Raw genomic sequence first — 25,767 nt, 5'->3', positions numbered from 1 at the left:
CTTATTCGTTGAACTTACGGTACTGTTTCCTGATGAGAACGATGACGATAACGGCCAAAACAACAGCCGCCAGGGCAATATAACCATATGCCTCCCAAGGACTCTCCACAGCGGTTGTGTCGCTCTGCTGCACAACAGCCGGAACGCCAAACCATACGATAAACAAGGCATGGGTACTATGCATCATGCAATATAGTTTTAACGTACTACAATTTGTACAATATACTCATTATAATGCGCAAAAGGCACCAGATGTTTGGCCCCCGCCTGTTTTGTTACAAACGGATGATGAATCCCCGGCATATGATCTTGCATTATCCGATTTCTGCGATGAATACGCCATCGCGGTCTACCTCCGCCTTGTTTTCGAGGATATGGCGTAAGTTTACCTTGCCGATGACGTATTTGAAATCTTCGGCATAATAACGCTCGCTGATGGAAGTGAACCCCAGTTTTTCCACCACCTGCTCGTCGGTATAACGGAGATACACCTGAATTTCCCAATCGGTGCTATACCGTAACCCGCCGGCATCGATGTGCTTTTTGTATTCATACCGATACCCATAGCGCAAGGCGGCGATGTCTGAAAGCACGGCCGACCCGGTGGGGTGGCCACCGGCACCTTTCCCATAGAAAAATTGCTCGTCGGCAAAGGCCGCTTTAACCAATACGCCGTTGTATTCGTTTTCTACATTGTACAGGATATTGTCGGGCGTGACCAATTTGGGTAGCACGTACATGATAACCGCCTTATCGTTGATTTCCCGCGCGGTCGGGACGAGTTTCAACCGGCGGTTCTTCTCGTTCGCGAAGCGGATGTCGGGGGCACGGAGCTTGTCGATACCGATATTGAGGATGGCATCTGGCGAGATATAGAGCCCATAGGCGTGCGACGCGACGATAGCCAGCTTGAACTTCGGGTCGAACCCGCCCACATCCAGTGTAGGGTCCGTTTCGGCGAACCCGAGATCCTGCGCTTGCCGCAGGGCGGTGTCGTACGCAAGGTTTTCATTGAATATCTTGGAAAGGATGTAGTTTGAGGAGCCATTGAAAATACCCGAAACAGCGTGCAGCAGTTCGTTGTCGTAATACTCCTCCAGGTTCCGGATAATGGGGATGCTTCCGCATACGGCACCTTCATACAGCAGGCTCGTGCCATGCTGGTGTTGGATGTCTACCAGCTCCTTGAGATGGGTAGCAATCATTTTTTTATTGGCCGATACCACGTTCTTGCCTGCGCGTAGCGCACGGGCCACGATATCAAAGGCCGCATCGGCATCGTCTATCAGTTCGACGACCGTATTGATGTCCGGATCGTCCAATACCGCGTTCGCATCGGTGGTGAAAAGTTCAGCCGGCAGGCTGCGCTCCTTTTCGGGGTGTTTGATGACGAATTTCTTTACGGCCAGGTTGAGGTGCTTGGTGCGGATGATGTCATAGAGTCCTTGGCCTACCACGCCGAATCCGAAAATGCCCAAGGTCAGTTTGTTATCCATGCTTGCTGTTGCTGTTGATATGGTTTTGTTAATGTTGGGTTGGAAAAAATTCGCCGGACGGATCGTCCGGCGAAACAACCTTTATTTCACTTGCTCAAATGCTTGTTGCAGATCGCCCTTGATGTCGTCGATATGTTCGATGCCGACGGCTAACCGTAGTTCGCCCGGGAAAACACCGGCTTCTTTCTGCTCTTGTGCGGACAGTTGCTGGTGTGTGGTTGCCGCCGGGTGTATAACGAGGGTTTTGGTGTCGCCCACGTTTGCCAAGTGGCTGATCAGTTTCAAATTATCGATGAATGCGTCCGCTTTCTCGGCACCCCCCTTGATCGTAAAAGACAGCACGGCACCGAAACCATTTTTGAGGTATTTCTGTGCGCTGGCATGGTTGGGGTCACTTTTCAACCCGGGGTATTTCACCTTTTCCACCTGCGGGTGCTGCTCAAGCCACTTGGCCACCTCCAGTGTGTTGTCTACGTGGCGCTGCACGCGGAGCGAAAGCGTTTCCAGCCCTTGCAGTAACAGGAACGAATTGAATGGCGAGAGGGCCGGTCCGAAATCGCGCAGCCCTTCTACCCGCGCCCTGATGGCAAACTGGATATTGCCCAGCGGGCTATTCACGCCGAAAACATCGCTGAATACGAGTCCGTGGTAACCTTCCGACGGTTCACTGAACTGCTTGAATTTACCATTGCCCCAATTGTAATTGCCACCGTCTATGATGATGCCGGCGATGCTGTTACCATGGCCGCCAATCCATTTGGTCGCGGCAGCGACCACGACGTGTGCTCCGTGTTCCAATGGCTTGAACAGGTAGCCGCCGCATCCGAAGGTGTTGTCGACGATGAGGGGGAGGTCGTATTTTTTGGCGATCGCTGCGATGCGGTCGAAATCGGGGATGCTGAAGCTAGGGTTACCGATGGTTTCCACATAGATGGCCTTCGTCTTGTCGTCGATAGCTGCTTCGATATTTTCGGGGGTTTCGTTTTTCGCGAACCTCGCCTCAATGCCGAGCCGCTTGAACGATACCTTGAACTGGTTGTACGTACCGCCATACAGACTCGATCCGGTAACGAAATTGTCGCCACTTTCCAAGATGTTGGTCAATGCGATGAATTGCGCAGACTGCCCCGAAGCGACCGCCAGCCCGGCTACACCACCCTCAAGCGCCGCCATCCGCTTCTCGAAGACATCCGTTGTAGGGTTCATGATCCGGGTATAGATGTTGCCGAATTCCTTGAGCGCAAAAAGGTTTGCACCGTGTTCCGCACTGTTGAAAACGAACGAGGTGGTTTGATAGATCGGTACTGCGCGCGAGCCTGTGGTGGGGTCGGCTTCTTGCCCGGCGTGGACTTGCAGTGTTTCAAATTTCAGATTTTCATTAGCCATGATTCGATTATTTAATATACTTAATTTTTATGATAGATCAACGTGTTATGCGCAATCGGCTATGCCCTGCCCGGCTGCTTGTCCGTATTGCCACAGACCACAACCGACGGCAGTGCGGGTATCGGGATCAACAACGGCCAGTGCACCGCGTTGTCCCGCGACGCATTCGGGACAGCATGGCAACCGCATGCCGGGTGATACCTTCAACGGGTATGCCGGTCTGTCGGATAAGGATATTGGTTTCTGGATGCGTATTCATCGTCTTATCATTTATATGCTCCCGATCCATATCGATCGGGACAGGAATTGGCACCTTATCCACCGATTGCGGATGGTTGCCAGTGGGTCATCGAGCCAGTCTCTCGCCACTTCTTTATAAACCAAGACCCTGTTTGAAGAGGGGTTGATTTGTGCGTGTTTACACGCAACGGATGCAAATATAGGCCGAGCGGTCGGTTTGTGCAAATTTTTTGATAAAAAGCTCCCTGCGCCCGCTTGTAAATGAAAAAGCACCAAGCGCACCCCCGGCAGGGAGATTGTGCTTGGTGCGGTTTGCGTTTAAGGACCGTCGGTAGGGCGCGGACTTACCTAACGAACAGGAGTTCACGCAGTTTGGGTAACGGCCACTGGCGGTCATCCACGATCTGCTCCAGCTTGTTGAGGTGGTAACGGATTTTATCGAAATATGGTTTCACCTTTTCGTCGTATGCAATCGCTTTCTCGCGGGTGTCTTCGAGTACGTTTGCCTTTTTACGTTCCTGCCGCATCGCTTCGGCATCGACCAAAATGGTGTTGATGTGGTTCGAGATGCGTTCCACCAAGTTGGCCTGGGATCCGTAGGCATCGCCCGCCAATCCTAGGTCCTTTAGGCCCTTTATATTTGTTATGAGGGTGTTTTGGTAGGTGAATGCCGCCGGTGCGATGATGCTGGTTACTATTTCGCCGATGACCCGGGCCTCGATCTGGATCTTCTTGAAGTAATTTTCCAGCAGGATATCATGGCGGGCTTCACTTTCGCGGTGACTGAATATAGCCAGCTTTTCGAACATCGCTATGGACTTTTCGTTGATGTACACGTCCAGCGCTTTCGGCGTAGTTTTAATGTTCGAGAGTCCACGCTTGTGGGCTTCCTCTTCCCATTCTTGGCTATAGCCGTTGCCTTCAAATCGAATGGCTTTCGATTCTTTGATGTATTTGCGGACCACATTGAGCAGCGCGAGGTCTTTTTTCGTGCCTTTTTTGATCTGCTTGTCTACCTCGGCCTTGAAATCGATGAGTTGGTTGGCCACAATGGCGCTGAGTACGGTCATCGGACTGGCGCTGTTCGACGCCGATCCCACAGCCCGGAATTCGAATTTGTTGCCGGTGAATGCAAACGGTGACGTCCGGTTACGGTCCGTGTTGTCGAGCGTCAGTTGCGGTATTTTCGGAATGCCGTGCCATAGCAATGCTTCGTTTTTTACCTTTTTGGCTACCCTTGCCGTCTCCACCTCGTCAAGTACGGCGTTGAGCTGGCTCCCCAGGAAAATGGAAATGATGGCTGGCGGAGCTTCATTGGCGCCCAAGCGGTGGTCATTGCCGGCACTGGCAATCGATGCGCGCATCAGGTCGGCATGGTCGTGCACCGCTTTGATAACATTGGTGAAAAATGTCAGGAACATCAAATTGTTCTTCGGCGTTTTTCCCGGAGAAAGTAAATTCACACCGGTGTTGGTGATCATCGACCAGTTGTTGTGCTTGCCAGAGCCGTTGATGTCTGCATAGGGCTTCTCGTGGATGAGCACCTTGAACTTGTGGCGTAGCGCAACCTGCTCCATTAGGTTTAGCAATAGTTGGTTGTGGTCTATGGCCAAGTTGATTTCCTCAAACATCGGTGCACACTCAAATTGGGAGGGTGCCACTTCGTTATGGCGTGTCTTCAATGGGATGCCCAGTTTGAGGGCCTCCTGTTCGATGTCGACCATGAAGGCCAGTACCCGTTCGGGGATGGCGCCGAAATAATGATCTTCCAATTGTTGGCCCTTAGCCGACATGTGGCCGAATAAGGTGCGGCCGGTAAGCTGCAGGTCGGGCCTGGCATTGAACAAAGCCAGGTCCACCAGGAAATATTCCTGCTCGATACCCAGGGAAGCGGTTACCTTGGTGATGGATTTATCGAAGAAATTGGCGACGTCTACGGCTGCTTTGTCGAGGGCGTTGATGGCCTTCAGTAAGGGCGCCTTGTAGTCCAATGCCTCGCCTGTGTACGAAACAAAGATAGTGGGGATGCAAAGCGTTTTGCTGCCGCCGGTTTCATAAATAAAGGCCGGGGATGAGGGGTCCCACCCGGTGTAGCCCCGTGCTTCAAACGTGTTTCGAATACCGCCGCTAGGGAAGCTGGACGCATCGGGTTCTTGTTGTACCAATGCGCTAGCGGTGAACTTGTCGATGGCCGAACCATCCGGCAGCGGCTCGAAGAATGCATCGTGTTTCTCGGCGGTGGCACCCGTGAGAGGCTGGAACCAGTGGGTGTAGTGGGTTACGCCGTTACTGATTGCCCAGCTTTTCATGGCTTGCGAGATGTGCTCAGCAAGGTCGAGGGTAATGGGTTTTCCCGTGTCAACGGTATCTACCAGTTCTTCGTAGGCATTCTTGGGAAGGTATTCCTTCATTTTTGCCGTTGTGAACACGTTTTTTCCGAAAAACAGGGAAGGTTTGGTCGTTTCGTGGGTATCAACCCTGTTTAATCGCGATACTGCGGTCTCCACCGCTTTGAATCTTAAGCCTGACATTTAATTTCTATTAGTTTTACCTGTATGTTGCGTTGTTTCTTTATTTTCGGCTCAATATTCGATAAAAAAAATGATATTTCATTGATTTTTTTGATTAATCTTCAATTAAAATGGAAAATAAATGAAAATTAATACTTGTTTGCGGTGTTTCGTCTGTGTTTTTCGAAAAGTTGGTGTAATGCGGCAAGCCAGAAGGCTAGACGGAGCGTGCCGATCCTAGGGTTCTGTGCCAAACCCCCAGTCAATACCTTTGAGCGTGGCCGGTACCCCATGGTCAATCCATGGTGCGGCGGGTTTGCCTTTCAAGAAATGGTCAAAAAACTCCAGTTCTCGCCGTTGGATGTCTTTCCGGTTCTGGCGGTGGACGAGATTGTGCGCTTCGCCGTTGTAGTTCAACAGCCAAACGGGCTTTTGCAGCCGGCGGAGCGCTGTGAACATTTCGATGCCTTGGTACCAGGGCACGGCGCCATCCTCGTCGTTATGCATGATGACAACCGGCGTCGTCACATTGGGTAGGTGGAACAAGGGGGAGTTTTCGATATATAATTCGGGTTTCTCCCAGAGTGTGGCCCCGATGCGGCTTTGGGTCCGCTCATACTGGAATTGCCGGTTCATCCCACTTTGCCAGCGGATGCCGCCGTAGGCGGAGGTCATGTTTACCACGGGAGCGCCCGCCCAGGCTGCGGCATACATATCGGTCCGTGTAATCAGGTGCGCCACTTGGTACCCACCCCAACTTTGGCCTTGGATACCCATCTTGCTGCCGTCTACCCATGGTTGTTCTTTCAACGCTTCCATGCCGGAGTTTACATATTCTTCGGCGGACCGGCCGGGATGTCCGATTTCATAATGGATGTCGGGCGCAAACACGACATAGCCATTGCTTACGAAAAAGCTGATGTTTAGTCGCGATGGCGTAGGCGTGGGCGGCACATAGCTGTATAGCCCGTCGGATAATTCCTCGTAGAAATAGGCGATGACGGGATATTTTTTTGCCGGATTGAAATCTTCAGGTTTGTAAAGGATCCCTTCGGCGTCGTGGCCATTGGGCGTCGTCCACCGTACCAGCTCGGCGGTACCCCAATTGTACTGCTGCTGTTGGGGGTTGATGCTGCTCAGTTTGGTCTCCGTCACGAAATCTGTGGATACGTAGACATCTGGCGATGAAGCGTAATTCTCTTTGGTATAGATATAGGTGTCGGCATCCGCTGCACGCGCTACCTGTCGATAACGGTAAGGGCCAACGACCATTTCCTTGGGGTCCCGGCTTTTGTCGCCGTTGGTCCGGAACCAGCCGGTTTCTTTGGTGATGTGGTTGAAGGCCGATAAAATGAGCGGTCGTTTGGTATCGATTACGTCCGTGGCGCGCCGTTGCCGATACCTGGCCATGCGGTCTTCTTCCACAGCTTTATACCGGAAGGTGATTTCGCTGCTCCGTCCTGCGCCGTTCGTTACGATGCGCCGTTCGGATCCATCCGGATGGAAGGCCCAGATATCGTATTTGTCGTTGATGAAGATTTCCCCCTCGCCTTCGCTCCAGCCGGCGATGCCGTAATCGTCCGGGTCATCGGGTACGTCATTGTCTTCATCCGCAAAGCTTACGGGTAGGTCTGCGTTTAGTTGTACGGTCTGATCAGCGAGGATGTCATGGCTGTACCAATTGCCATCGGTCCGGTCGAACCAAACGACATAATTCCCTCCGGGCGACATGGCGATATGGCCGCGGATTTCCCCGGCGACTTTCTTCCGGCTACCGTCTATGGTAGAGACCACATAAATGTCCAGGAATGCGCCCGTTCGCCACTGCGTCTCTATGCGGCGGCCCACATCGGTGGTGGCCAATACATAGGTGTTGTCGGCGCCATCGGTAAGCCGCGTGTATGGAAGCTGTTCGTCGGCCAAAGGAATCACTTTGCGCCCCTGTTTGGGGTATGTGACGGCCAGATAGCTCCGGTCCTGTTCCCGGCGGAGGTTTACCAACTGCTGTGTCTGCAGGTAATCATCTTTCCAGTGCCAGATATCCACGTTGGCGTGTTCGAATTCGACCAGCGTGGTGTCTTTTACGCGGGGGATGGGGGCAATGCCAAAGAAAAGCTTCTCACCGTTTTTACTGAACCGGACGTCTCCTTCTCCGCTCACATACCATCCTTGCGGCATACCGTTGGTGTTACGGGTGGCGATCATGATGGCGCTGTCTTGGCCGGGTGCATAGTAATAAAGGTCAAACGCTTTCTGAAGTGACTTTTCGGGGCTTTTATCCGCCGTAAAGGCCAGTTGTACGGAGGCGTCATCAAAGGTGATGTTTTTATAGGTGCCTTTTCCGCTACTGATGTGCCGGGGTTGGCGTGTGGCGAAATCGTAATAATATAAACCCGCATCGGCACCGATGCTGTCCTTTTCCTCGGCTTTTACGACATAGGTGAGTACCTTCCCATCGAAACTGAATGCGTAGTCTTCCACGCGGTCGATGGTTGTATCCGCACCACTGGGCAGGTGCCTGATGTGCAATGCCGGTTGGGATTTCTTGCTGCTTGCCTTCTTTGCCACCGCACTGTCGGCCGCTGTGCTGTCTTTCGGTGCCAGGAGGCGCTCGGTGAGGTAGGCGATGTATTCGCCCGGTTGCTCGGGCATTTTATACGACTTTACAAAAGGTATCTTTTGCAATGCGGCAGTTTCCAGGGTAAATATGGCCAACGAGTCTTTGGGCATTTCCTCTGCTTTTTTCTTTTTTATCTTGGCCTGCCTCGTCTCTTCATAAAGCGGTTTGATATGGGCTATGATGTATTTGCCATCGGCAGAGAAACGCGCGTCGGCGGCCCGCTCAATACGGCCGACAGGCTGGCTGTGCGGACTCGTGACCACTAGCCGGCCGTCGCCCGCCTGGGGGTTGACGATATAATAGATAAAGCGCCCGTCATCGGAGATGACAGACGAACTGATGGCTTCCCAACCATCGTACACGTCGTGGTTTAACGGCTTCTTCTGTGCCCAAGTGGTCTTTACGCAAACAAGTAACAGAAACGCGAAAAGTTGTGGCGTGGTGATTATCGTATGGAACTTCATGGTGCAATATAACGGATGCAATATTGGAATAAAAATGGTGATCGGCCGGGGCTGTCATATTTTTTTTACAGTAACCGGTCCCGCATTTTCATGCGTAAAACGGGTCTGCAGTGTAACAACGGGGCCGGGCAACCGTCAAAACTACGCATTTTTGGTCTATTTGGCACATGGCTTCTTGTATACGGGGGCAACTTTAGCTAAGTTTACGGAAATATGGATTGGAGAAAAGGATAAATGGCTACGATATTAAGCGTGGAAGGCGTCGGTAAGACCTATCCCAGTGCGGGTAAGCCGCTCGCCGTGCTGCAACAGATCGATTTTGAAGTGGAAACGGCATCCACCGTGGCCATTGTGGGGCCGTCCGGCAGCGGTAAAACCACCCTGCTGGGCCTTTGTGCCGGGCTAGACCGTGCTAGTACAGGAAGTATCGTGTTGAACGGTGTGCTGTTGGATATGCTTAGTGAAGACGAACGGGCCAGGGTGCGCAACCAGTATGTCGGCTTCGTATTCCAGAATTTCCAATTGCTGCCTACCTTGACGGCATTGGAGAATGTAATGGTGCCCCTCGAACTCCGCGGAGCGCCCAACAGTCGGCGGGTGGCACTCGAATTATTGGACAAGGTGGGACTGGCCGACCGCGGCCACCATTATCCGCTGCAGCTATCGGGCGGCGAACAACAACGGGTTTCTATCGCGCGTGCTTTTTCGAATGCACCGCGGATCCTTTTTGCCGACGAGCCGACCGGTAACCTCGATGCCGAAACGAGCGAAAACGTTGAGAAGCTATTGTTCGACCTCAACCATGATGCGGGTACAACGCTGGTATTGGTCACCCACGATTTGGAACTGGCGTCAAAGACCCAGCGGATTATCCGCATGAAAGGGGGGCGGGTGATATCGGATGCAGCAGTAGACCATACCCTATGAGGACTCCCCATCGCCAAAAGATTGCCTTCGGCTGGATTCTCCGAATGGCGTGGCGCGACAGCCGGCGGAACCGGTCGCGGCTGTTTCTTTTTATATCATCCATCATCATCGGCATCGCCGCTTTGGTGGCCATCTTTTCGTTTGGGGATAACCTCGCCAAGGATATCGACAGGCAGGCAGCCAGTCTGGTAGGGGCCGACTTGGTCATCCACAGCAACCGCGAGCTGTCTGACGGGGGGCAAGCGATCGTGGATACGGTACGGCAGGTGAGCACCGATTTTTCAGCGGAACAGCGTTTCGCGTCGATGGTACTATTTGCCCATAATGGCGGTACCCGCCTCGTCGAAGTACGCGCACTGGATGGTGCGTTTCCGTATTATGGGAAACTGGAGACCGTACCCGAAGAGGCCGGGACCTCGTTCAGGGCACATCGGCAGGCGCTGGTTGATAAAACATTGATGCTCCAGTTCGGCGCCGAGGTGGGCGACTCCATAAAAGTGGGGGCCGTGATGTTTGAAATTGCCGGCCGCCTGGAGCAGGCACCGGGGCAGAGCGGACTCTCCACTACCGTAGCACCGGCAGTCTTTATTCCCATGGAGTACCTGGCGGCCACGGGGTTGAACCAGAAGGGCAGCCGTATCAATTACAACTACTATTTCCGGCTGGAGGAAGGGACCGATGCCGATGCGCTCGCCGAAGGGCTTGATTCGCTGCTGGAAATACAGCGGATGGGGTACGATACCATTGCCTCGCGCAAGCGGGACACCGGAAGATCATTCGCCGATTTGAATAAATTCCTATCGTTGGTAGGCTTCGTGGCGCTGCTGCTGGGATGCATCGGGGTATCGAGCGCCATACATATCTATATCAAAGAAAAGCTCAACAGCATTGCGATACTGCGCTGCTTGGGGGCGAGTTCGCGTCAGGCCTTTTTGATATTCCTCATACAGGTGTTGGGCGTGGGCTTGCTCGGTTCGGTCATCGGTGCATTGTTGGGTACGTTGGTACAACAGCTGTTACCCTGGGTACTCCGCGACCTCGTTCCGGTAGCCATCAGCAGCGATATCTCGTGGTGGGCCATTGCCCAAGGGATCGGGTTGGGCGTGTGCATATCGGCATTATTTGCATTGTTGCCGCTTATCGGTATCCGCAATATCGCTCCGTTGAACACGCTGAGGCTGTCGCTGGATGCACCGGGGCCGGTGCGGGACCGCTGGAGTTGGTTGATATACGGCCTTATCGGGCTATTTGTATTCGGCTATGCTTATTTACAATTGGATGGCGTTTGGCAGACCCTGGCATTTACCATGGGGGTTGTCGTATCGTTTCTGGTGCTATATGCCGCCGCACGCCTACTGGTGTGGCTGGTTAGGCGTTTTTTTCCGTCGTCATGGGGATATCTTTGGCGACAGGGCCTGTCCAACCTGTTCCGCCCAAACAACCAAACGGTCATCTTGATCATCGCCATCGGGCTGGGTACCGCATTTATTGCCACCCTGTTCGCCGTCCAAGGAATGTTGATGACCCGTGTATCCCTGTCATCGAGCGAGAACCAACCGAATATGGTGCTGTTTGACATCCAGCCCTCGCAGAAAGCGGCAGTGGCCGATTTGGTCGCTGCGCAAGGGCTGCCTGTATTGGATGAAGTACCCATCGTGACGGTGCAGTTGGAAGCGATCAATGGCATTACTGCCGAAGATGCCCGGCGCGACAGTACCATCGAAGTATCCCGCCGGGCGCTGGGCGGCGAGCTGCGGTCTACCTACCGGTCGGAACTCAGCGATTCGGAAAAGATTGCCGATGGCGAATGGGTTGGCGAAACCGCCGCGGGCGACACTGCCCGGGTATCGCTTGAGGAGGGGTATGCCCGCCGTATCCGGGTAGACATTGGCGATACCCTGTTGTTCAACGTCCAGGGTGTCCGTATACCCACCATCATCGGTAGCCTAAGGGAGGTGGATTGGAACCGGGTGCAGACCAATTTCCGGCTGATATTCCCGAAGGGAGTGATCGATGATGCGCCGCAGTTCCATGTACTGATGACCCGCGTGCCGGACGAAGCGACCTCCGCCCGTATGCAGCAGGCGGTCGTTACACAATTCCCGAATGTATCGATCATCGATCTGGGACTGATCTTGTCGGTGTTGGATGCCATCCTCGATAAGATCGGATTCGTGATCCGGTTCATGGCCGGTTTCGGTATCCTGACCGGTTTTGTTGTATTGATTGCCTCTGTAATGATCAGTAAATACCAGCGGATAAAGGAGAGTGTGTTGTTGCGTACGATGGGGGCGACGCGGAACCAGATTTTGACCATTACCACACTGGAGTACTTTTTCCTTGGCGCCATAGCCTCATTAACCGGCGTGTTGCTGGCACTCGGTGGCAGTTGGGCATTGGCCGTATTCAGTTTCGAGATACCGTTTACGCCCGATATCGCCGCCATGCTTCTGTTGGTATTGGTCGTTGCGTTATTGACCGTGCTGATTGGACTGGCCAACAGCCGGGGGATCACCCAAAGGCCGCCGTTGGAGATTCTACGGAAAGCATAGGTTGCCAACTTTTTTCTACGGTCAATAGGCCGTTGCCGCCTATGGCTTAGCCGCCAAGATGGCGTTCAAAATGGAGACCCCCACGCTATCAACGGGTTCGGCGGTATTCGATAAGACCACGATCGCTATCTTCCTGTCTGGCGAAAAGGCCATATAGCTACTGCTTCCGAATGTGCCTCCATTATGCCAATAAATGAGTTCGTCGCCCATCAGGTTCATATGCCATGCCAGGCCAATGTCGGTATCGGGCGGATTGAAGTACGTGAATTGGCGGGTACGGGCCAGGGAATGTTCCAGATCGCTTTCGGGCATTTTGAAATGGGCCTTTGCGTAGGTGAGCAGATCTTTTACGGATGATTTCAGTGACCCATGGGCCGTAAAGGCGTCGAATGTCCACAAAGGGGTTTCCTGGCCATCTTTGTTATATACTTTGGCCACATATTGCGAATCCGGATCGGGGAACTCCGTGGTGTTTTTCAAATCGAGCGGTTGGCAGATGATTTCCTGTACCATCTCATTGTACGGCTTGCCATACACGGTAGAAAGAATGTCGCCCAACAGGCCATAACCCAGGTTACTGTATATATAGATGGAGTCGGGCGGCGTGCTTGCTTTGTACGATGTCAAGAAACCGTACAAATCCGCTTGGGTGTAATCTTTATAGGGATCGAGCGGATGGGCCGCAGCGGTTGCATCGATATTTGCCGGCATGCGCGGTAATCCCGATGTATGGTTGGCGAGCTGTTTCAGCGTGATGCGCTGCAGATCGGGGTTTGCAGCAACTGAATCGGGAAGGTAATTGGTAATCGGATCCTCTACGTTGAGCTGTTGGGTCTGCGCCAAGTAAGCGAGCAACGTGGCCGTAAAGGTCTTGCTGATCGAGCCGATTTCAAATAAGGTGTTTTCATCCGGCAATTGTTTGTTGCCACTTTCGGTTTCGCCGTAATAGTAGCTGCTGGTTTTGCCGTCGTAGGCCACGCCGATAGCCAGTGCGTGGGTATGCCCCTTTCGGCTGTAGGCCAAGGCAATGGAATCGATATAAAAGTCGAGTTTAGACGTGGCGGAACCACGGGCGGCGGGCACTTCCGTCTTTTCCGGCACCGGACTGCCGGCATAGGGTTGGAAGAGGAACGTTTCGATCCGGTTCAGGCTGTCCAATGCCAACACCACCTGCAACGGTGTGCTTAGGAAGTTAAGTTTGTAGGTGCCTGTTCCCTTTTCGTAGCGCTCCAATTCGGCCGATTGTATCTGGCCCAAAGGGTATAATTGTTGGGCCATTACTGTCTGAAACGCCTGTAAAGAAAGCGACTGCTTGAACCGTGGGCCGGCAAGCGCATAAATGGAATCGGTCTCCTGCAAGTTGAAATGGTATTCGATTTTATTGAAAACCGCCTGGTTGATTTGCTCGGCGCGGCTTTTCTCTTGCGTAAAGGCAGGGAATACAGGCAGCAGCAACATGATGCAGATGATCCTGTTTATGGTTTCAAACATGACGCAAAATTACGTGAAACCTATTTACATTCCTAATCTTTGTTTGAGGCGTGTGTAACCACTTTTGCTGACGCTTACTTGATTCCCGTTGGCCAATATGGCGACATAGCTGTCTTTCTCGTGGGGTTCCAAGCGGGCGATATGGTCTATTTTGACGATGAACGAGCGGTGTACACGCACAAACTGCGCTGGGTCGAGCTGCTCTTCAAACGATGCCATCGTTTTGTTTTTCATGAAAATGCCTTCATCGGTATGGATTTTCACGTAATCGTCGTCGGCCTCAAGGAAAATGATGGAGCCGATAGGGATGATTTTGATTTTTGTTCCGGTTTTGACTACAATTCGCTCCAGCTTACCCTCCATTTGGTGCATTTTATCCAGCAGGTTACGGGTGTTTTTCTTCCCATCTTCCAAGTATGGGGTATCGAGGAATTTGGCCATGGCACGGTCGAACCGCGTTTTGGCTATGGGTTTGAGTAGGTAGTCGACTGCGTGGCGCTCGAAGGCTTGGATCGCATATTCATCGAAAGCGGTGGTGAAAATCACGGCAGGCTGGTTGTCGATGATTTCCAGCATCTCGAAGCCATTGATTTTAGGCATCTGGATGTCGAGGAAGATGAGGTCTGGCTGATGCTGCATAATGGCCTTCGCACCTTCAAATCCGTCGCCACACTCGGCAACCACGGTTACTTGGGGGTACCCCTCAAGGTACTCAGCAACCATGCTCCGCGCCAAAGGTTCGTCGTCTATCAATACCGCCTTAATCATCGTTGTGGAATCTTGATTATGCTGGTAAAGATATGTGATGTTGCTTTAGTTTCCAACAGATCCGTGCGCCCGAACAGTAAAAAAAGACGACGCTGTATGCCACGGAGCCCGAATCCTGTGCCCCGGCGGGGCTTATTGCTTTGGCTGTCGTAGGGGTTTTCTATCTGTATTTCCAGTAAGTGGTCGGTACAGGTACAGGCCACGCTGATGGTTACTTTTTCCGTCGTGTCATAAAGGCCGTATTTGATGGCGTTTTCGACCAAGGGCTGCATGATCATGGCAGGGAGCGTCATGCCCAGGCACTCTTCGTCGAAATTGACCTGCGTTTCCAGCCGGTGGCCAAATCGGACTTTTTCGATTTCGAGGTACAACTGGAGGTGTTCCAACTCGTCTTTGAGGGCGATGAGTTGCTGGTCGTCCTTACGGAGGGTGCCCCGGAGGAAGTCGGACAGTTGGAAGGTCATGTTCCGGGCCTCATCCGGTTTCCGCCCGATAAGGGCGATGATGGAATTGAGGCTGTTGAAGAGAAAGTGGGGTTGCAACTGTTGCCGGAGATTATACAGTTCCGCCTCGCGGGCCAACCGCTCGGCATCGGCCTTCCGTTGTTCGTTTTCCTTATACTCCTGTTGGATGTTCCAGAGGATGTTGATGATGGCCATCCAGGCGATAAGCAACGCATTGATGAAAAAGCGCAGGGGCAGGGAGACGTCGATGCGGTCGCGGTAGCCTTCATTCTGGATGATATACTGGAGGATCCATCGATCCACGGATACACTGATCGCGGCCAGCACCAATCCCCAGATCACGATATAGAAGTAGCCCTTTCGCTGCGGGAGGTAATGGGTTAGTGCGCTCGCGATGACATAACAGCATAGCGTGATGACCGTCGCGCTAACCAGGCTGTCGTTCAATGCCAGGTTGAAATCGACATCAAACCACCACAGCAAAGCGGTTTGGATAAGCGCATAGGCCATCCAGATGACGAAGCAGCTGATGTTGATGAGACGTTGCTTAGATGAAGTGTATGTTGCGGCACTCACCCGGTTAGATGTTTTTTATGGTAATTCCCCCAAACAGGGAGGTTCCTTTGATATAGACCACTTTCTGGTCGTCGTGGGGCGTTCCTTGCGAGAAACGCCGATCGTCTACTTCGCCGAATACCGATACGACCTCGGATTGGATTTTCCAATGAGCCGGAACAATGATCTTGGTGCCGGCAAACAGTTGGAACACATCGATAACGATGGGCTGTTGGATATCCGCTTGGATGAGGTTCACATCGGTGCCCCCGCACACATTGACGATCTCGCCACCCTGGAATCGTTTGGAAATAACGATCTTTTTGACATCGCTGAATACAGCGGTCGATTTCAGGTAATCTTCGTTGGTGAGGCCGCTTGGCTCGTCACCGGCATCCGTTTCGCCAAATGGGCGGTTTTCATCGAAGTTTCCGGTTTCGTCAAAAGCGGTAGCCCCGCTATTTGCAGGGCTATCCGGTTGATCTTTTACACGCTTGTCCCATTCATAGTCGCCATACCGTGCACGGTAGCGCTGGCGCCTACCCGGTCGCGGCCCATACGGTCCGCCCCTGCGCTTGCCCGTGAGCAGCCATAGGCCGATGCCGATGATGACCGCCGGCCATATAAACGCGCCGATGTCGAAATCGGTGATGTTCCTCAACAAAAAGAACGCTCCCAATCCCATTAAGATATACGATGCCGGGTTACGGAAGTTCGAGTTGCCTCCAATGATCAGGCCAATAGCAACCAATACCATGGGCCACATATTATCCCAATTGAATATCCAATCGGGGAAAAGCCAATCGAGTCCCAGTCGTCCAGCGAGCAGTATCGCACCGATACTGATAATGATGATGCCTGCCCACACACGACCTGTGCTGGGATGCTGTTTTGCTGGTTGGCGTTGTTCGTTCATTATCTTGTTGTTTGTAAAGTTATTTCCTTAAAATCCTTATCAACTACGATGTTGATGGAACCAAAGGTATAGGGAATAAATACGTTCTGCAATAGTCATTAGGCCACACCAGCTGTTTTCTCGGTAAACGGCCGTTTTATTCCGGTAAAATAGGGACCGGTAGCGTATGGATGAAGCCTGCCCTGTCAGCGCCTCGGCGCAAAGGCGATGAAATGCAGGCTCCATGAGGCCGTTATGAATAAATTATTCGAGTGAATTACTTGTATTAATCGACTAAATTACTTTATATTTATCCCGATTCTGAGAATGCAAAAAATAAATAAGCTTAACAATGGGAGATTTTGACAACAAAGAGCGTGAAGAGGTTTTTTCAAAAAAGGTAAGGGCTGGTAAGCGCACTTATTTTTTCGATGTAAAGGCAACCCGGTCTAACGACTATTACGTTACCATCACAGAGAGCAAGAAACGGTTTGAAGACGGTGTGTTCATCAAGCATAAGATTTTCTTGTACAAGGAAGACTTCGAGAAATTTGCGGAGGGGCTCAGCGACGTGGTCGAATATATCAAATCCCACCAAGAAGTGGTCGAGAAGCGGTACGAGCCGGGCTTTGAAGGCAATGGGGTAGAGGTAGCTGATAACGCGGGATCAAAAGACGATTATTCGTTTTAGGTTGACAATAGCCATGTGTTAATCATAAACCAAGCCTTGCTCATCGTGAGGCTTTTTTTGTACATGCATATATGGAATGGAAAGGTAAGAGAAGAAGCACCAATGTGGAAGACAGACGAGGGATGTCATCCGGTGGCAAACTTGCGCTGGGCGGCGTAGGGGGCGTTGTGGTTTTAATCATCGGCCTCTTGATGGGGGGCGATCCGGGAGCGTTGTTGCAGCAAATGCAGACCACGGGTATGCAGCAGGCGGATGGACCGGTGGAAATCAGTGCAGCGGAAAAGGAATTGACCGAGATGGTGGAGGTTGTTTTCGCCAGCACGGAGGATGTGTGGGGGGCTATTTTCGCGAATGCGGGCAGTACATACCAGCCAAGCACCATGGTGTTTTACCGCGACCAGACGCCCACGGATGGCTGTGGGATGGGCGCTTCGGCCTATGGCCCCTTTTATTGCCCGGCCGACAAAAAAGTGTATATCGATTTGAGTTTCAACGACCAGTTACGTAATCAGTTTGGTGCCACGGGCGATTTTGCCATGGCCTATGTGGTGGCTCATGAGGTGGGGCACCATATCCAAAACCTATTGGGTACGATGGATAAAACCGCCAAATTGCGGTCGCAGTTGAGCGAGCGGGAATACAATAAGGTAAGCGTAATGACCGAACTGCAAGCGGATTTCTATGCCGGTGTGTGGGCACACCATGCGAATCGGTCTTCGGAGCTGCGTCTCGACCTGCCGGATATCCTCGAAGGCATGAAAGCGGCCGAGGCCGTGGGTGACGACCGGTTGCAGCAGCAGAGCCAAGGGCATGTGGTGCCGGAGGCATTTACGCACGGCACGGCCGAGCAGCGTGCTTATTGGTTTAAAAAGGGGTACGATACCGGCGACATCCGGCAGGGCGATACGTTCAGTGACCCCAGCTTGCGTTGACCGGTTATTGCACCAGTAAATTACACCCCCTGATGTCGCTTTGATCGAAGCGGCCCAATACTTCGAAGCTTCCATCACTGTGCTTCCTCCCCAGATCCTGCGTAGCGATGAATGTACACGAGTGGATATTGGCCAAGTCGACCACATTGATGGCACCGGTGCGGTTGATGGGTAGCCTATCGAATGGGTCATTGGTATCCCGTATATGAATTTGCATCCATGGTGGGCAGCGAAAGCGTCCGCCGCCTGTGGAATACGCTTGGGATAACAGCTCGGTCATCCCATATTCCGAATGGATTTCCGCCACATGGAATCCCTGGCATAGTCGCTCGTGCACTTCCTCGCGGATCATTTCCCGTCGTCTGCCTTTCATGCCGCCGGTTTCCATCACCTGCAGCGCCGGGAAATCAATCACATGGTTTTCGACAAAATCAAGTAACGCATAGGTGACACCGATGAGCAGCGTGGGCGTGGCGGTGGCCTTCAGCTCCCGCAGGGAATCGTATAACTCGTCGTGATTGTATAGGAAGTATCCACTCTGCGGGTACTGGCTCTGGCGGATGAGATCGTCTACCATATAAATAAGCGAAGACCCTTCACGCTCGGAATAGGAGGGCAGCAGCGCCAAAATAGCCATATCGGCCGGGTTTCCGTAAAATTGGTTGAACGCGGTACGGAAGCTATACTCATAAACCGCGGCGTCTACTACGTAATGCTTGCTCTGCGCGGTGCCGGTGGTACCCGAACTGGTAAACACCTGCTGCGGAGGCTCGGCACCGGTGATGATCCGATGGTTTTTGAAGAAGTCGATGGGTAGGCAGGGGATGGCTTCGGGCCGCTGTATGGTTTCGGGGTCTACCTGGATGAGCGACAAGTACTTCCGGTAAACCGCGCAATGTATGGCCTGGTGACGAAATATCCCCATGCATACGTCGTCAAATGCTTGGCGTGTCTTTATGGAGAAGATTTCCTTATTCATCCCCGCAAAGGTAGTGTTTTAAGGGTATACAGAAAGGACGGGATTGGCAAGACCATGTTTTCCAGGTTTCCTGAAAAATCATCGGAAGACTTTTAAATTCATGTCGGTAATTGGGGGACAATTCAAGTTGTCGTGATTTTGTAAAACTGAAAGAGGTTTTTTTGATGCATATTACGTTGTTACATTGCTTTAAACTTTATACCTTTGGGTAGAAGCCGTGTCGTTATGGACAATAGGTATAATCCCGAACATTGGAAAATGGGGTTCTTTTACGTAAACCCCAAAGACCCGTTACTGGTCGTGCCGAAACTCAATGGCTTGGGTTGGACATTGAACTTCGGTCATAAAGCGCTATGGCGATATATGCTGGTATTGTTGGTGCTTCTGGTGACTTATGTCGCGGTCCGCTATTACGCCGCCTTTTAAAGCATACCTCCGCACACCGAAAGCACCTGCCCATTGATGTAGGCGGATAGGTCCGATGCGAGAAATAGGCACGCATTGGCTACGTCTTCCGTTTCGCCGGCCCGTTTCAGCGGGATGCCCTGTTCCCAACCTTCCACCACTTTCGGATCCAGCACATCGGTCATCTCCGTGCGGATAAAGCCCGGTGCGATGACATTGGTACGGATATTCCGCGAACCCAGTTCCTTGGCTACCGACTTGGAGAAGCCGATGATGCCCGCCTTGGACGCGGCATAGTTCGCCTGACCGGCATTGCCCTGTACGCCAACCACCGAACTCATATTGATGAATACCCCTTTGCGGTTTTTCATCATGATGCGCGATGCAGCTTTGGTAACGTTAAATACCGATTTGAGGTTTACTTCGAGCACATCGTCCCACTGGTCTTCCGTCATGCGAAGCAGCAAGCCGTCTTTGGTGATGCCCGCGTTGTTCACCACGATGTCAAGCGTCCCGAATTCCGATACGATATCATTGACCAGCTGCTCAGCGGCTTCGAATTTGGAAGCATCAGACCGGTAACCCTTTACCTTGGTACCATGGGCCTGCAATTCCTGCTCCAGTGCCTGGCCCTTTTCTACGGAAGAGAGGTAGGTGAATGCCACGTTTGCGCCTTGCTCGGCAAACTTCTCGGCTATGGTGCGGCCGATGCCTTTCGAGGCCCCGGTGACGAGTGCGGTCTTTCCTTCAAGTAGTTTCATCATTGTACGCTGTTTCTATGCTTTCGGATTTAAGATGCAAACTTAGCTAAAATGCACCGTATTCGCGAACACGCCGTCAACAAAGATCGGCAGCGTTTTCCCGTGGGGCTTGGTATCGTCCTGGTGATGATTTATGGTTGCTAAACACTTTTAGCGTTTTCGTTTCCCGATATTTTTACCATATTAGCGGACGATAACATGGTTGTAAAGATATAAATCCTAAAAACAAACACGTACTTCAATGAAACCATTGACCTTATTACTCTCCCTGTTCACACTGGTGGCCACGGCGCAGGAAGTGAGCCGCGTTGAAAACCCCCTCGATTATGTAAATACCCTAATGGGTACCCAATCCGTGCACTTGCTTTCGAACGGCAATACCTATCCGGCCATCGCACGGCCCTGGGGAATGAATTTCTGGTCGCCCCAAACCGGGAAAATGGGCGATGGATGGATGTATACGTATACCGCCGACAAGATCCGTGGGTTCAAACAGACACATCAGCCCTCGCCATGGATGAATGACTACGGCCAGTTTTCCATCATGCCAACCACCGGCAAACGGACGTTCGATCAAGACGACCGCGCCAGCTGGTTTTCGCACAAAGCGGAAATCGCCACGCCGCATTATTATAGCGTATACCTCGCCGACCACGACGTGACTACCGAAATTACCCCTACCGAACGGGCAGCGCGGTTCCGTTTTACGTTTCCAGCGACCGATAGTGCCTTCGTGGTCATCGATGCGTTCGATAAAGGGTCCTATGTCAAGGTCATCCCCGAAGAGAACGCCATCATCGGCTATACCACGCGTAACAGTGGCGGTGTGCCAGACAATTTCAAAAATTACTTTGTAATCGTGTTCGACCAGCCGTTTGCACAGGTAGGCACCTTCGCTGATTCGGCATTGGTAGATGGTCGCCTGGAAATACATGCGGACCACGTGGGCGCTATCGTGGGCTTCCGCATAGCCCATCGTGGCGACCAAGTGCAGGCCAAGGTGGCTTCGTCCTTCATCAGCCACGAACAGGCCAAACTGAACCTTCGTGAAATCGGAAACAAGGATTTCGAAACCATCAAGCAGGAGGGGGCCGACCAATGGAATGCCGAGTTGGGCAAGGTACGTGTGGGTGGTGGTACCATTGATCAGGTACGTACATTCTATTCGTGCCTGTACCGCACCATCCTCTTCCCACGGATGTTTTACGAGTATGACGCCGAGGGCAACGTGATCCACTACAGCCCCTATAACGGCCAGGTGCTTCCGGGTTATATGTTCACCGACACGGGGTTCTGGGATACCTTCCGCGCATTGTTCCCGTTCCTCAACCTGGTCTACCCCGAGGTAAACCAGCAGATGCAGGAAGGGTTGGCCAACACCTACAAGGAAGGCGGCTGGTTGCCCGAATGGGCCAGCCCGGGCTACCGCAGCGTGATGGTGGGTAATAATTCGGCCTCCGTGGTTGCCGATGCCTACATCAAGGGGCTGCGCGGCTATGATATCGAAAAACTATACGAAGGGCTGCTGAAAGGCGCCAATAACCCGGGGCCGCTAACGGCCGTGGGTCGGGCAGGGGCCGAATATTACACCACCCTCGGGTACGTGCCTTACGATGTGGGTATCAATGAGAACGCCGCACGTACACTGGAATATGCCTATGACGACTTTGCCATTTACCAATTGGCCAAGGCTCTGGATCGGCCCGCCGATGAGGTTGCGCTATACCGCGAGCGGAGCTTCAATTATAAGAAGCTGTTCGACAAGGAGACCGGCTTGATGCGTGGAAAAAATAAGGATGGAAGCTTCCAAACACCCTTCAATCCATTCAAATGGGGCGATGCATTCACCGAGGGCAACAGTTGGCACTATTCGTGGTCGGTATTCCAGGATGTGGAGGGGCTGGCGCAACTGATGGGTGGGCACGACGCCTTCGTGACCAAGCTCGACTCGGTGTTCTCCCTGCCGCCGGTGTTCGACCACAGCTACTACGGTTTCACGATCCACGAAATCCGCGAGATGCAGATTGCCAATATGGGGCAATACGCCCACGGCAACCAGCCTATACAGCACATGACCTACCTCTATAACTATGCGGGCGCACCCTGGAAAACGCAGTACTGGGTGCGCGAGACGATGGATCGGATGTACCTACCCACGCCCGATGGTTACTGTGGTGATGAAGACAACGGACAAACCTCGGCCTGGTATGTGTTTTCGGCGTTGGGTTTCTATCCGGTTACGCCGGCTACCGACGAGTATGTGATAGGCGCGCCGCTCTTCAAAGAGGTAACGGTGCAACTACCCAACGGTAAAACGATCGAAATCCATGCGCCCGACAACAGCAAGGAAAACCGTTATATCCAATCCGTGACGCTCGATGGCAAGGATTATGGTAGAAACTACCTCAAGCATGGCGATCTCGTGGATGGGGCGGTATTGGACTTCGACATGGCCGATACACCCAACAAGCGCCGGGGAACCGATGCGGAAGATTTTCCATTTTCGTTGAGCCTGGAAGAATAATAACCGGCTAGCCACTTATTTTAGGTAAGCCCGCCGATAGTTCAGTGGGCTTTTTCCGGTTATAAGCTTGAAATATTTGTGGAAGCCGGCGAAGTTATGGAACCCGGTTTCAAAACATATTTCCTTGACGCTAAGGTTGTTTTCGATAAGGAGTTTGCACGCATGGCCCACCCGTAGCTCGATAAGGAATTGCGAGAATGTTTTGCCGGTACGCGACTTAAAATACCGGCAAAACGCATTGCTGCTCATCCCCGCCACCTCGGCGATTTCGTCCAGTGTGATCCGTTGCCTGAAATGCTGGAGGGCAAAATCGTATATGTCGTTTATGCGGGTGTTTTCGCCCCGCTGGAAGTGTGGTGTGAATCCAACGGACGAAAGGGGTTGGCGTTCGTGGGTATGGGCAATGGTCGTGAGTGCTTCGATAAGCAGGATGATTCGCTTGGCACCGTCGGTTTCCAGTAGTTCAGCGAGTAGTTTTTGTACCTTGGCACGGGCGGTACCGTATACGGAAATGCCTTGCTTGGCCTCACGGAGCAATTGTTTGACGCTCGTATTCTCGGGTAGGTCGAGAAAATCCGCCCCCCAAAAATCGGCATTGAAATGGGCTACACGAACGTCCGCGGGAATGGCGGTGCCTGTATCTAAAGCTGTGTCTAAATAGTTGCTATCGAAACTCCAATAATGCGGAAGATTGGAACCGATCAATATGACGTCGCCCGAAGAGAAATGGTGGATGCTGTCGCCGATAAATTGCGTTCCACTGCCCTTCTCGAAATGGATGAGCTCCACCTCCCGGTGGTAATGCCACTGGTTGTTGGCATAGGGTACCGTATCTCGCCGGACGCTGAAAGACCGTGCAGGGCCGGTGCTTACTTTTAATAATTGAGGTTTCATGCCGCTAAGTCAGTCAAAAAAACACAATAATTAACAATAATAACAAAAACACGGTAATATAACTTAATATATCGTTAAAATGGTAGTAGCTATTCTGTGGGGTGTTTGTTTACTTTGTGTTGTTTAAGAATATGCTGACCGATTAAAGAACACCATATGGCAAAGCGGTATACATCGATTTCGGTGATTTTGATCACCTCTTTATTTTTCCTTTGGGGGCTAGCCAATAATATGACGGATACGTTGTTGGCCGCCTTCAAGAAGATCATGTCTATGACGGACGCGCAGACGTCGTTGATACAAATGGCCTTCTATGGTGCGTATTTCGTATTGGCATTGCCGGCCGCCCTCTACATCCGGCGGTTTTCTTACAAATCGGGAATATTGCTGGGGCTAGGTCTATTCACCCTCGGCGCGCTATTGTTTTACCCGGCAAGCCAAACGATGGTGTATGGCCATTTCTTAGGCGCATTATTTGTGCTGGCGGGGGGGCTCTCTATTTTGGAAACGTCGGCCAATCCATTTATTTTAAGTCTCGGCCCAGCCGAAACAGCCACACGGCGATTAAACCTAGCCCAGTCGTTCAATCCGATCGGTTCGATAACGGGTGTCATATTGAGCAAATACGTCATCCTCTCGGCGCTTCATCAAGCAGGCGATGAAGAACGCCTCCAGATGGACCATTCATCATTAGAACAAATCCAACAGGCGGAACTGTCGGCAGTCATGCAAGCTTACGTTGGACTTGCGGTGGTGCTGCTCGTGGTTTGGATATTGATTAAAATGGTCCGGATGCCACATGATACGGATACCGACCGCGGCGACGTATGGGCCGCATTTGGTCGATTAAGCAGAAACAGGAACTATGTATTCGGTGTCGTCGCCCAGTTTTTCTATGTGGGAGCGCAGATCGGTGTGTGGTCATACACCATCCGTTATGTCATGCAGGAGCTGCAGGTGAATGAAGAGGCGGCATCCAACTACTACATCTTATCATTGGTGCTTTTTATGCTATTCCGCTTTATCACCACGGGTCTGATGAAGTTTATCAGGCCGACGACGCTATTGATGGCCTTGTCAATCGTGGCATTAGGGCTGTGTTTGATCGTATCTTTTGCCGGCGGCCAAACCGGTGTTTTTGCGTTGGTCGCGATTTCGGCGTGTATGAGTCTGATGTTTCCCACTATTTATGGCTTGGCGAGCGAAGGGCTCGTTGAAGATCGGAAAATAGGCGGTTCCGGACTGATCATGGCTATTCTGGGCGGTGCGGTTTTAACGTATTTTCAGGGATTGGTTTCGGACCGTTTCGGAAATATCAACATTTCCTTTTTGGTACCGATGCTGTGTTTCGCGGCCGTTGCGGGCTACGGATTGTTCCGTGAAACTAAAAAGACACTCCATGTGGATGAAGCCTAACCACGGCAGGGTCGAAAGCATCCGGACACCTTTGGTGACCATGAACATAACGAGTAAGGAGGAGGCTATATGAAACGATACGCATTAGCACTAGATCTGCAAAATGATGATCAGCTGATCGCCGAATATGAGCGATTGCATCGAAATGTGGCGCCGGAAATCCAGCAGTCCATCAGATATGCCGGCATTACCCAAATGGAAATTTATCGATTCGCCGACCGGATGTTTATGATCATCGAGGCGGACGATGATTTTTCATTCGCCGAAAAGGCAGCCGCGGATGCGGCAAACCCGGCGGTAAAGGCGTGGGAACAATTGACCTGGAAATTCCAGAAAGCGATACCCGGATCTAATCCGGATGAAAAATGGGTTGTAATGGATAAAATTTTCGAACTTAGCCCCAGTGAATAAACAGATGGATAATAATAGGTCCTTTTTACAGATACATCCCGATGATAATGTGCTGGTTGCCTTGCGCGACCTGCTTCCGGGTACGGAAATTGATTTCCAAGGCGAGCGGTTTACGTTGGTCAGTGGGGTCAAGGCGAAACATAAGTTTACGATTGAGCCTCTTGCCATGGGGGCCGATGTGCGCATGTATGGTGTATTGGTCGGTAAGACCAATACCACACTGGCCAGGGGCGAAACCCTGACCACCCAGAATATCCACCACGCCGCAGAACCATTCGAATTGGGCGAGCGCCGGCTGGAATGGCAGCGACCGGATGTATCGGCTTTTGAGGGCGAAGGATTTCTGGGGTACCACCGCGCCAACGGTACCGTGGGTACGGCAAACT

The 25,767-nt window shown here is 52.1% G+C and carries 22 protein-coding genes and 1 riboswitch; of the genes, 10 read left to right on the top strand and 12 right to left on the bottom strand.

All coding sequences use genetic code 11. The annotated features are described in order from the left end of the window. Position 1: 1 nt before the first annotated feature. The 3 genes from ACO1NT_RS00660 to ACO1NT_RS00650 form a co-directional block, all read right to left on the bottom strand. Positions 2-187 carry a hypothetical protein gene (locus ACO1NT_RS00660; RefSeq protein ID WP_449046391.1) on the bottom strand — a complete coding sequence of 62 codons (186 nt, stop codon included), beginning with the start codon at positions 185-187 and terminating at the stop codon, positions 2-4. Between the two features lie 127 nt (positions 188-314). Then, on the bottom strand, positions 315-1,496 hold the full coding sequence (locus tag ACO1NT_RS00655; RefSeq protein WP_449046389.1) for a homoserine dehydrogenase: 1,182 nt from the start codon (positions 1,494-1,496) through the stop codon (positions 315-317). Positions 1,497-1,577: 81 nt separating this feature from the next. Next, a complete protein-coding gene (locus ACO1NT_RS00650) occupies positions 1,578-2,882 on the bottom strand; it encodes an O-acetylhomoserine aminocarboxypropyltransferase/cysteine synthase family protein (protein ID WP_449046388.1) in 1,305 nt (434 codons plus the stop codon). A 42-nt stretch (positions 2,883-2,924) separates the two neighbouring features. On the opposite strand from ACO1NT_RS00650, the gene ACO1NT_RS00645 reads away from it, so the two are divergent. Further along, a complete protein-coding gene (locus ACO1NT_RS00645) occupies positions 2,925-3,080 on the top strand; it encodes a hypothetical protein (RefSeq protein ID WP_449046386.1) in 156 nt (51 codons plus the stop codon). Positions 3,081-3,149: 69 nt separating this feature from the next. Beyond that, positions 3,150-3,264, bottom strand: a riboswitch (SAM riboswitch). A gap of 202 nt (positions 3,265-3,466) precedes the next feature. Here ACO1NT_RS00645 and ACO1NT_RS00640 read toward each other — a convergent pair. Both ACO1NT_RS00640 and ACO1NT_RS00635 read right to left on the bottom strand, forming a co-directional pair. Next, positions 3,467-5,653 carry a glutamine synthetase III family protein gene (locus ACO1NT_RS00640; RefSeq protein ID WP_449046385.1) on the bottom strand — a complete coding sequence of 729 codons (2,187 nt, stop codon included), beginning with the start codon at positions 5,651-5,653 and terminating at the stop codon, positions 3,467-3,469. A gap of 216 nt (positions 5,654-5,869) precedes the next feature. Next, on the bottom strand, positions 5,870-8,716 hold the full coding sequence (locus tag ACO1NT_RS00635) for an alpha/beta hydrolase family protein (protein ID WP_449046384.1): 2,847 nt from the start codon (positions 8,714-8,716) through the stop codon (positions 5,870-5,872). Positions 8,717-8,950: 234 nt separating this feature from the next. On the opposite strand from ACO1NT_RS00635, the gene ACO1NT_RS00630 reads away from it, so the two are divergent. Both ACO1NT_RS00630 and ACO1NT_RS00625 read left to right on the top strand, forming a co-directional pair. Further along, complete coding sequence (locus ACO1NT_RS00630; protein ID WP_449046383.1) at positions 8,951-9,643, top strand: ABC transporter ATP-binding protein; 693 nt, start codon at positions 8,951-8,953, stop codon at positions 9,641-9,643. Next, a complete protein-coding gene (locus ACO1NT_RS00625; RefSeq protein ID WP_449046381.1) occupies positions 9,640-12,195 on the top strand; it encodes an ABC transporter permease in 2,556 nt (851 codons plus the stop codon). Before ACO1NT_RS00630 ends, ACO1NT_RS00625 begins: the two co-directional genes overlap by 4 nt. 39 nt (positions 12,196-12,234) lie before the next feature. Here ACO1NT_RS00625 and ACO1NT_RS00620 read toward each other — a convergent pair whose 3' ends face one another. The 4 genes from ACO1NT_RS00620 to ACO1NT_RS00605 are packed head-to-tail and all read right to left on the bottom strand — an operon-like array spanning position 12,235 to position 16,389. Beyond that, a complete protein-coding gene (locus ACO1NT_RS00620; protein WP_449046380.1) occupies positions 12,235-13,686 on the bottom strand; it encodes a serine hydrolase domain-containing protein in 1,452 nt (483 codons plus the stop codon). Between the two features lie 24 nt (positions 13,687-13,710). Next, positions 13,711-14,454, bottom strand: coding sequence for a LytR/AlgR family response regulator transcription factor (locus ACO1NT_RS00615; RefSeq protein ID WP_449046378.1), 744 nt, complete (start codon positions 14,452-14,454; stop codon positions 13,711-13,713). Next, positions 14,451-15,494 (bottom strand): sensor histidine kinase, encoded by a 1,044-nt coding sequence (locus ACO1NT_RS00610; protein WP_449046376.1) that lies wholly within the window; start codon positions 15,492-15,494, stop codon positions 14,451-14,453. The genes ACO1NT_RS00615 and ACO1NT_RS00610 overlap by 4 nt, the downstream gene beginning before the upstream one ends. Before the next feature lie 4 nt (positions 15,495-15,498). After that, complete coding sequence (locus ACO1NT_RS00605) at positions 15,499-16,389, bottom strand: LiaF transmembrane domain-containing protein (protein WP_449046375.1); 891 nt, start codon at positions 16,387-16,389, stop codon at positions 15,499-15,501. A 331-nt stretch (positions 16,390-16,720) separates the two neighbouring features. On the opposite strand from ACO1NT_RS00605, the gene ACO1NT_RS00600 reads away from it, so the two are divergent. Then, the gene (locus ACO1NT_RS00600; RefSeq protein ID WP_449046374.1) at positions 16,721-17,059 is read left to right on the top strand and encodes a DUF3276 family protein; all 339 of its coding nucleotides are present in this window, start codon (positions 16,721-16,723) and stop codon (positions 17,057-17,059) included. A 71-nt stretch (positions 17,060-17,130) separates the two neighbouring features. Then, positions 17,131-17,991 (top strand): KPN_02809 family neutral zinc metallopeptidase, encoded by an 861-nt coding sequence (gene ypfJ, locus ACO1NT_RS00595; protein WP_449046373.1) that lies wholly within the window; start codon positions 17,131-17,133, stop codon positions 17,989-17,991. 4 nt (positions 17,992-17,995) lie between these two features. Here the strand turns inward: ypfJ and ACO1NT_RS00590 are convergent, their stop codons facing one another. Then, positions 17,996-18,970, bottom strand: a complete 975-nt coding sequence (locus ACO1NT_RS00590; RefSeq protein WP_449046372.1) for an acyl transferase — start codon at positions 18,968-18,970, stop codon at positions 17,996-17,998. Positions 18,971-19,195: 225 nt separating this feature from the next. Here ACO1NT_RS00590 and ACO1NT_RS00585 point away from each other — a divergent pair, with 225 nt between their 5' ends. Then, positions 19,196-19,396: a DUF5808 domain-containing protein gene (locus ACO1NT_RS00585; protein ID WP_449046371.1), complete on the top strand. Its 201-nt coding sequence runs from the start codon at positions 19,196-19,198 to the stop codon at positions 19,394-19,396. On the opposite strand, the gene fabG is transcribed toward ACO1NT_RS00585, so the two are convergent. Continuing rightward, on the bottom strand, positions 19,393-20,136 hold the full coding sequence (gene fabG, locus ACO1NT_RS00580; protein ID WP_449046424.1) for a 3-oxoacyl-[acyl-carrier-protein] reductase: 744 nt from the start codon (positions 20,134-20,136) through the stop codon (positions 19,393-19,395). The genes ACO1NT_RS00585 and fabG overlap by 4 nt on opposite strands. 241 nt (positions 20,137-20,377) lie before the next feature. On the opposite strand from fabG, the gene ACO1NT_RS00575 reads away from it, so the two are divergent. Further along, positions 20,378-22,660, top strand: coding sequence for a GH92 family glycosyl hydrolase (locus ACO1NT_RS00575; protein WP_449046370.1), 2,283 nt, complete (start codon positions 20,378-20,380; stop codon positions 22,658-22,660). 15 nt (positions 22,661-22,675) lie between these two features. Here ACO1NT_RS00575 and ACO1NT_RS00570 read toward each other — a convergent pair whose 3' ends face one another. After that, on the bottom strand, positions 22,676-23,554 hold the full coding sequence (locus ACO1NT_RS00570; protein WP_449046368.1) for an AraC family transcriptional regulator: 879 nt from the start codon (positions 23,552-23,554) through the stop codon (positions 22,676-22,678). A 156-nt stretch (positions 23,555-23,710) separates the two neighbouring features. Here ACO1NT_RS00570 and fucP point away from each other — a divergent pair, with 156 nt between their 5' ends. The 3 genes from fucP to ACO1NT_RS00555 all read left to right on the top strand — a co-directional run. Next, a complete protein-coding gene (gene fucP, locus ACO1NT_RS00565; RefSeq protein WP_449046367.1) occupies positions 23,711-24,970 on the top strand; it encodes an L-fucose:H+ symporter permease in 1,260 nt (419 codons plus the stop codon). A gap of 69 nt (positions 24,971-25,039) precedes the next feature. Beyond that, positions 25,040-25,381, top strand: coding sequence for an L-rhamnose mutarotase (locus tag ACO1NT_RS00560; RefSeq protein ID WP_449046365.1), 342 nt, complete (start codon positions 25,040-25,042; stop codon positions 25,379-25,381). Positions 25,382-25,385: 4 nt separating this feature from the next. Beyond that, positions 25,386-25,767: SAF domain-containing protein (locus tag ACO1NT_RS00555; RefSeq protein ID WP_449046364.1), on the top strand; the 382-nt coding region annotated here is incomplete at its 3' end.

The sequence above is a fragment of the Parapedobacter sp. genome, from assembly GCF_053550995.1.
Note: the sequence above shows the minus strand (reverse complement) of the source record. Positions and strands in the feature narration are given on the sequence as shown.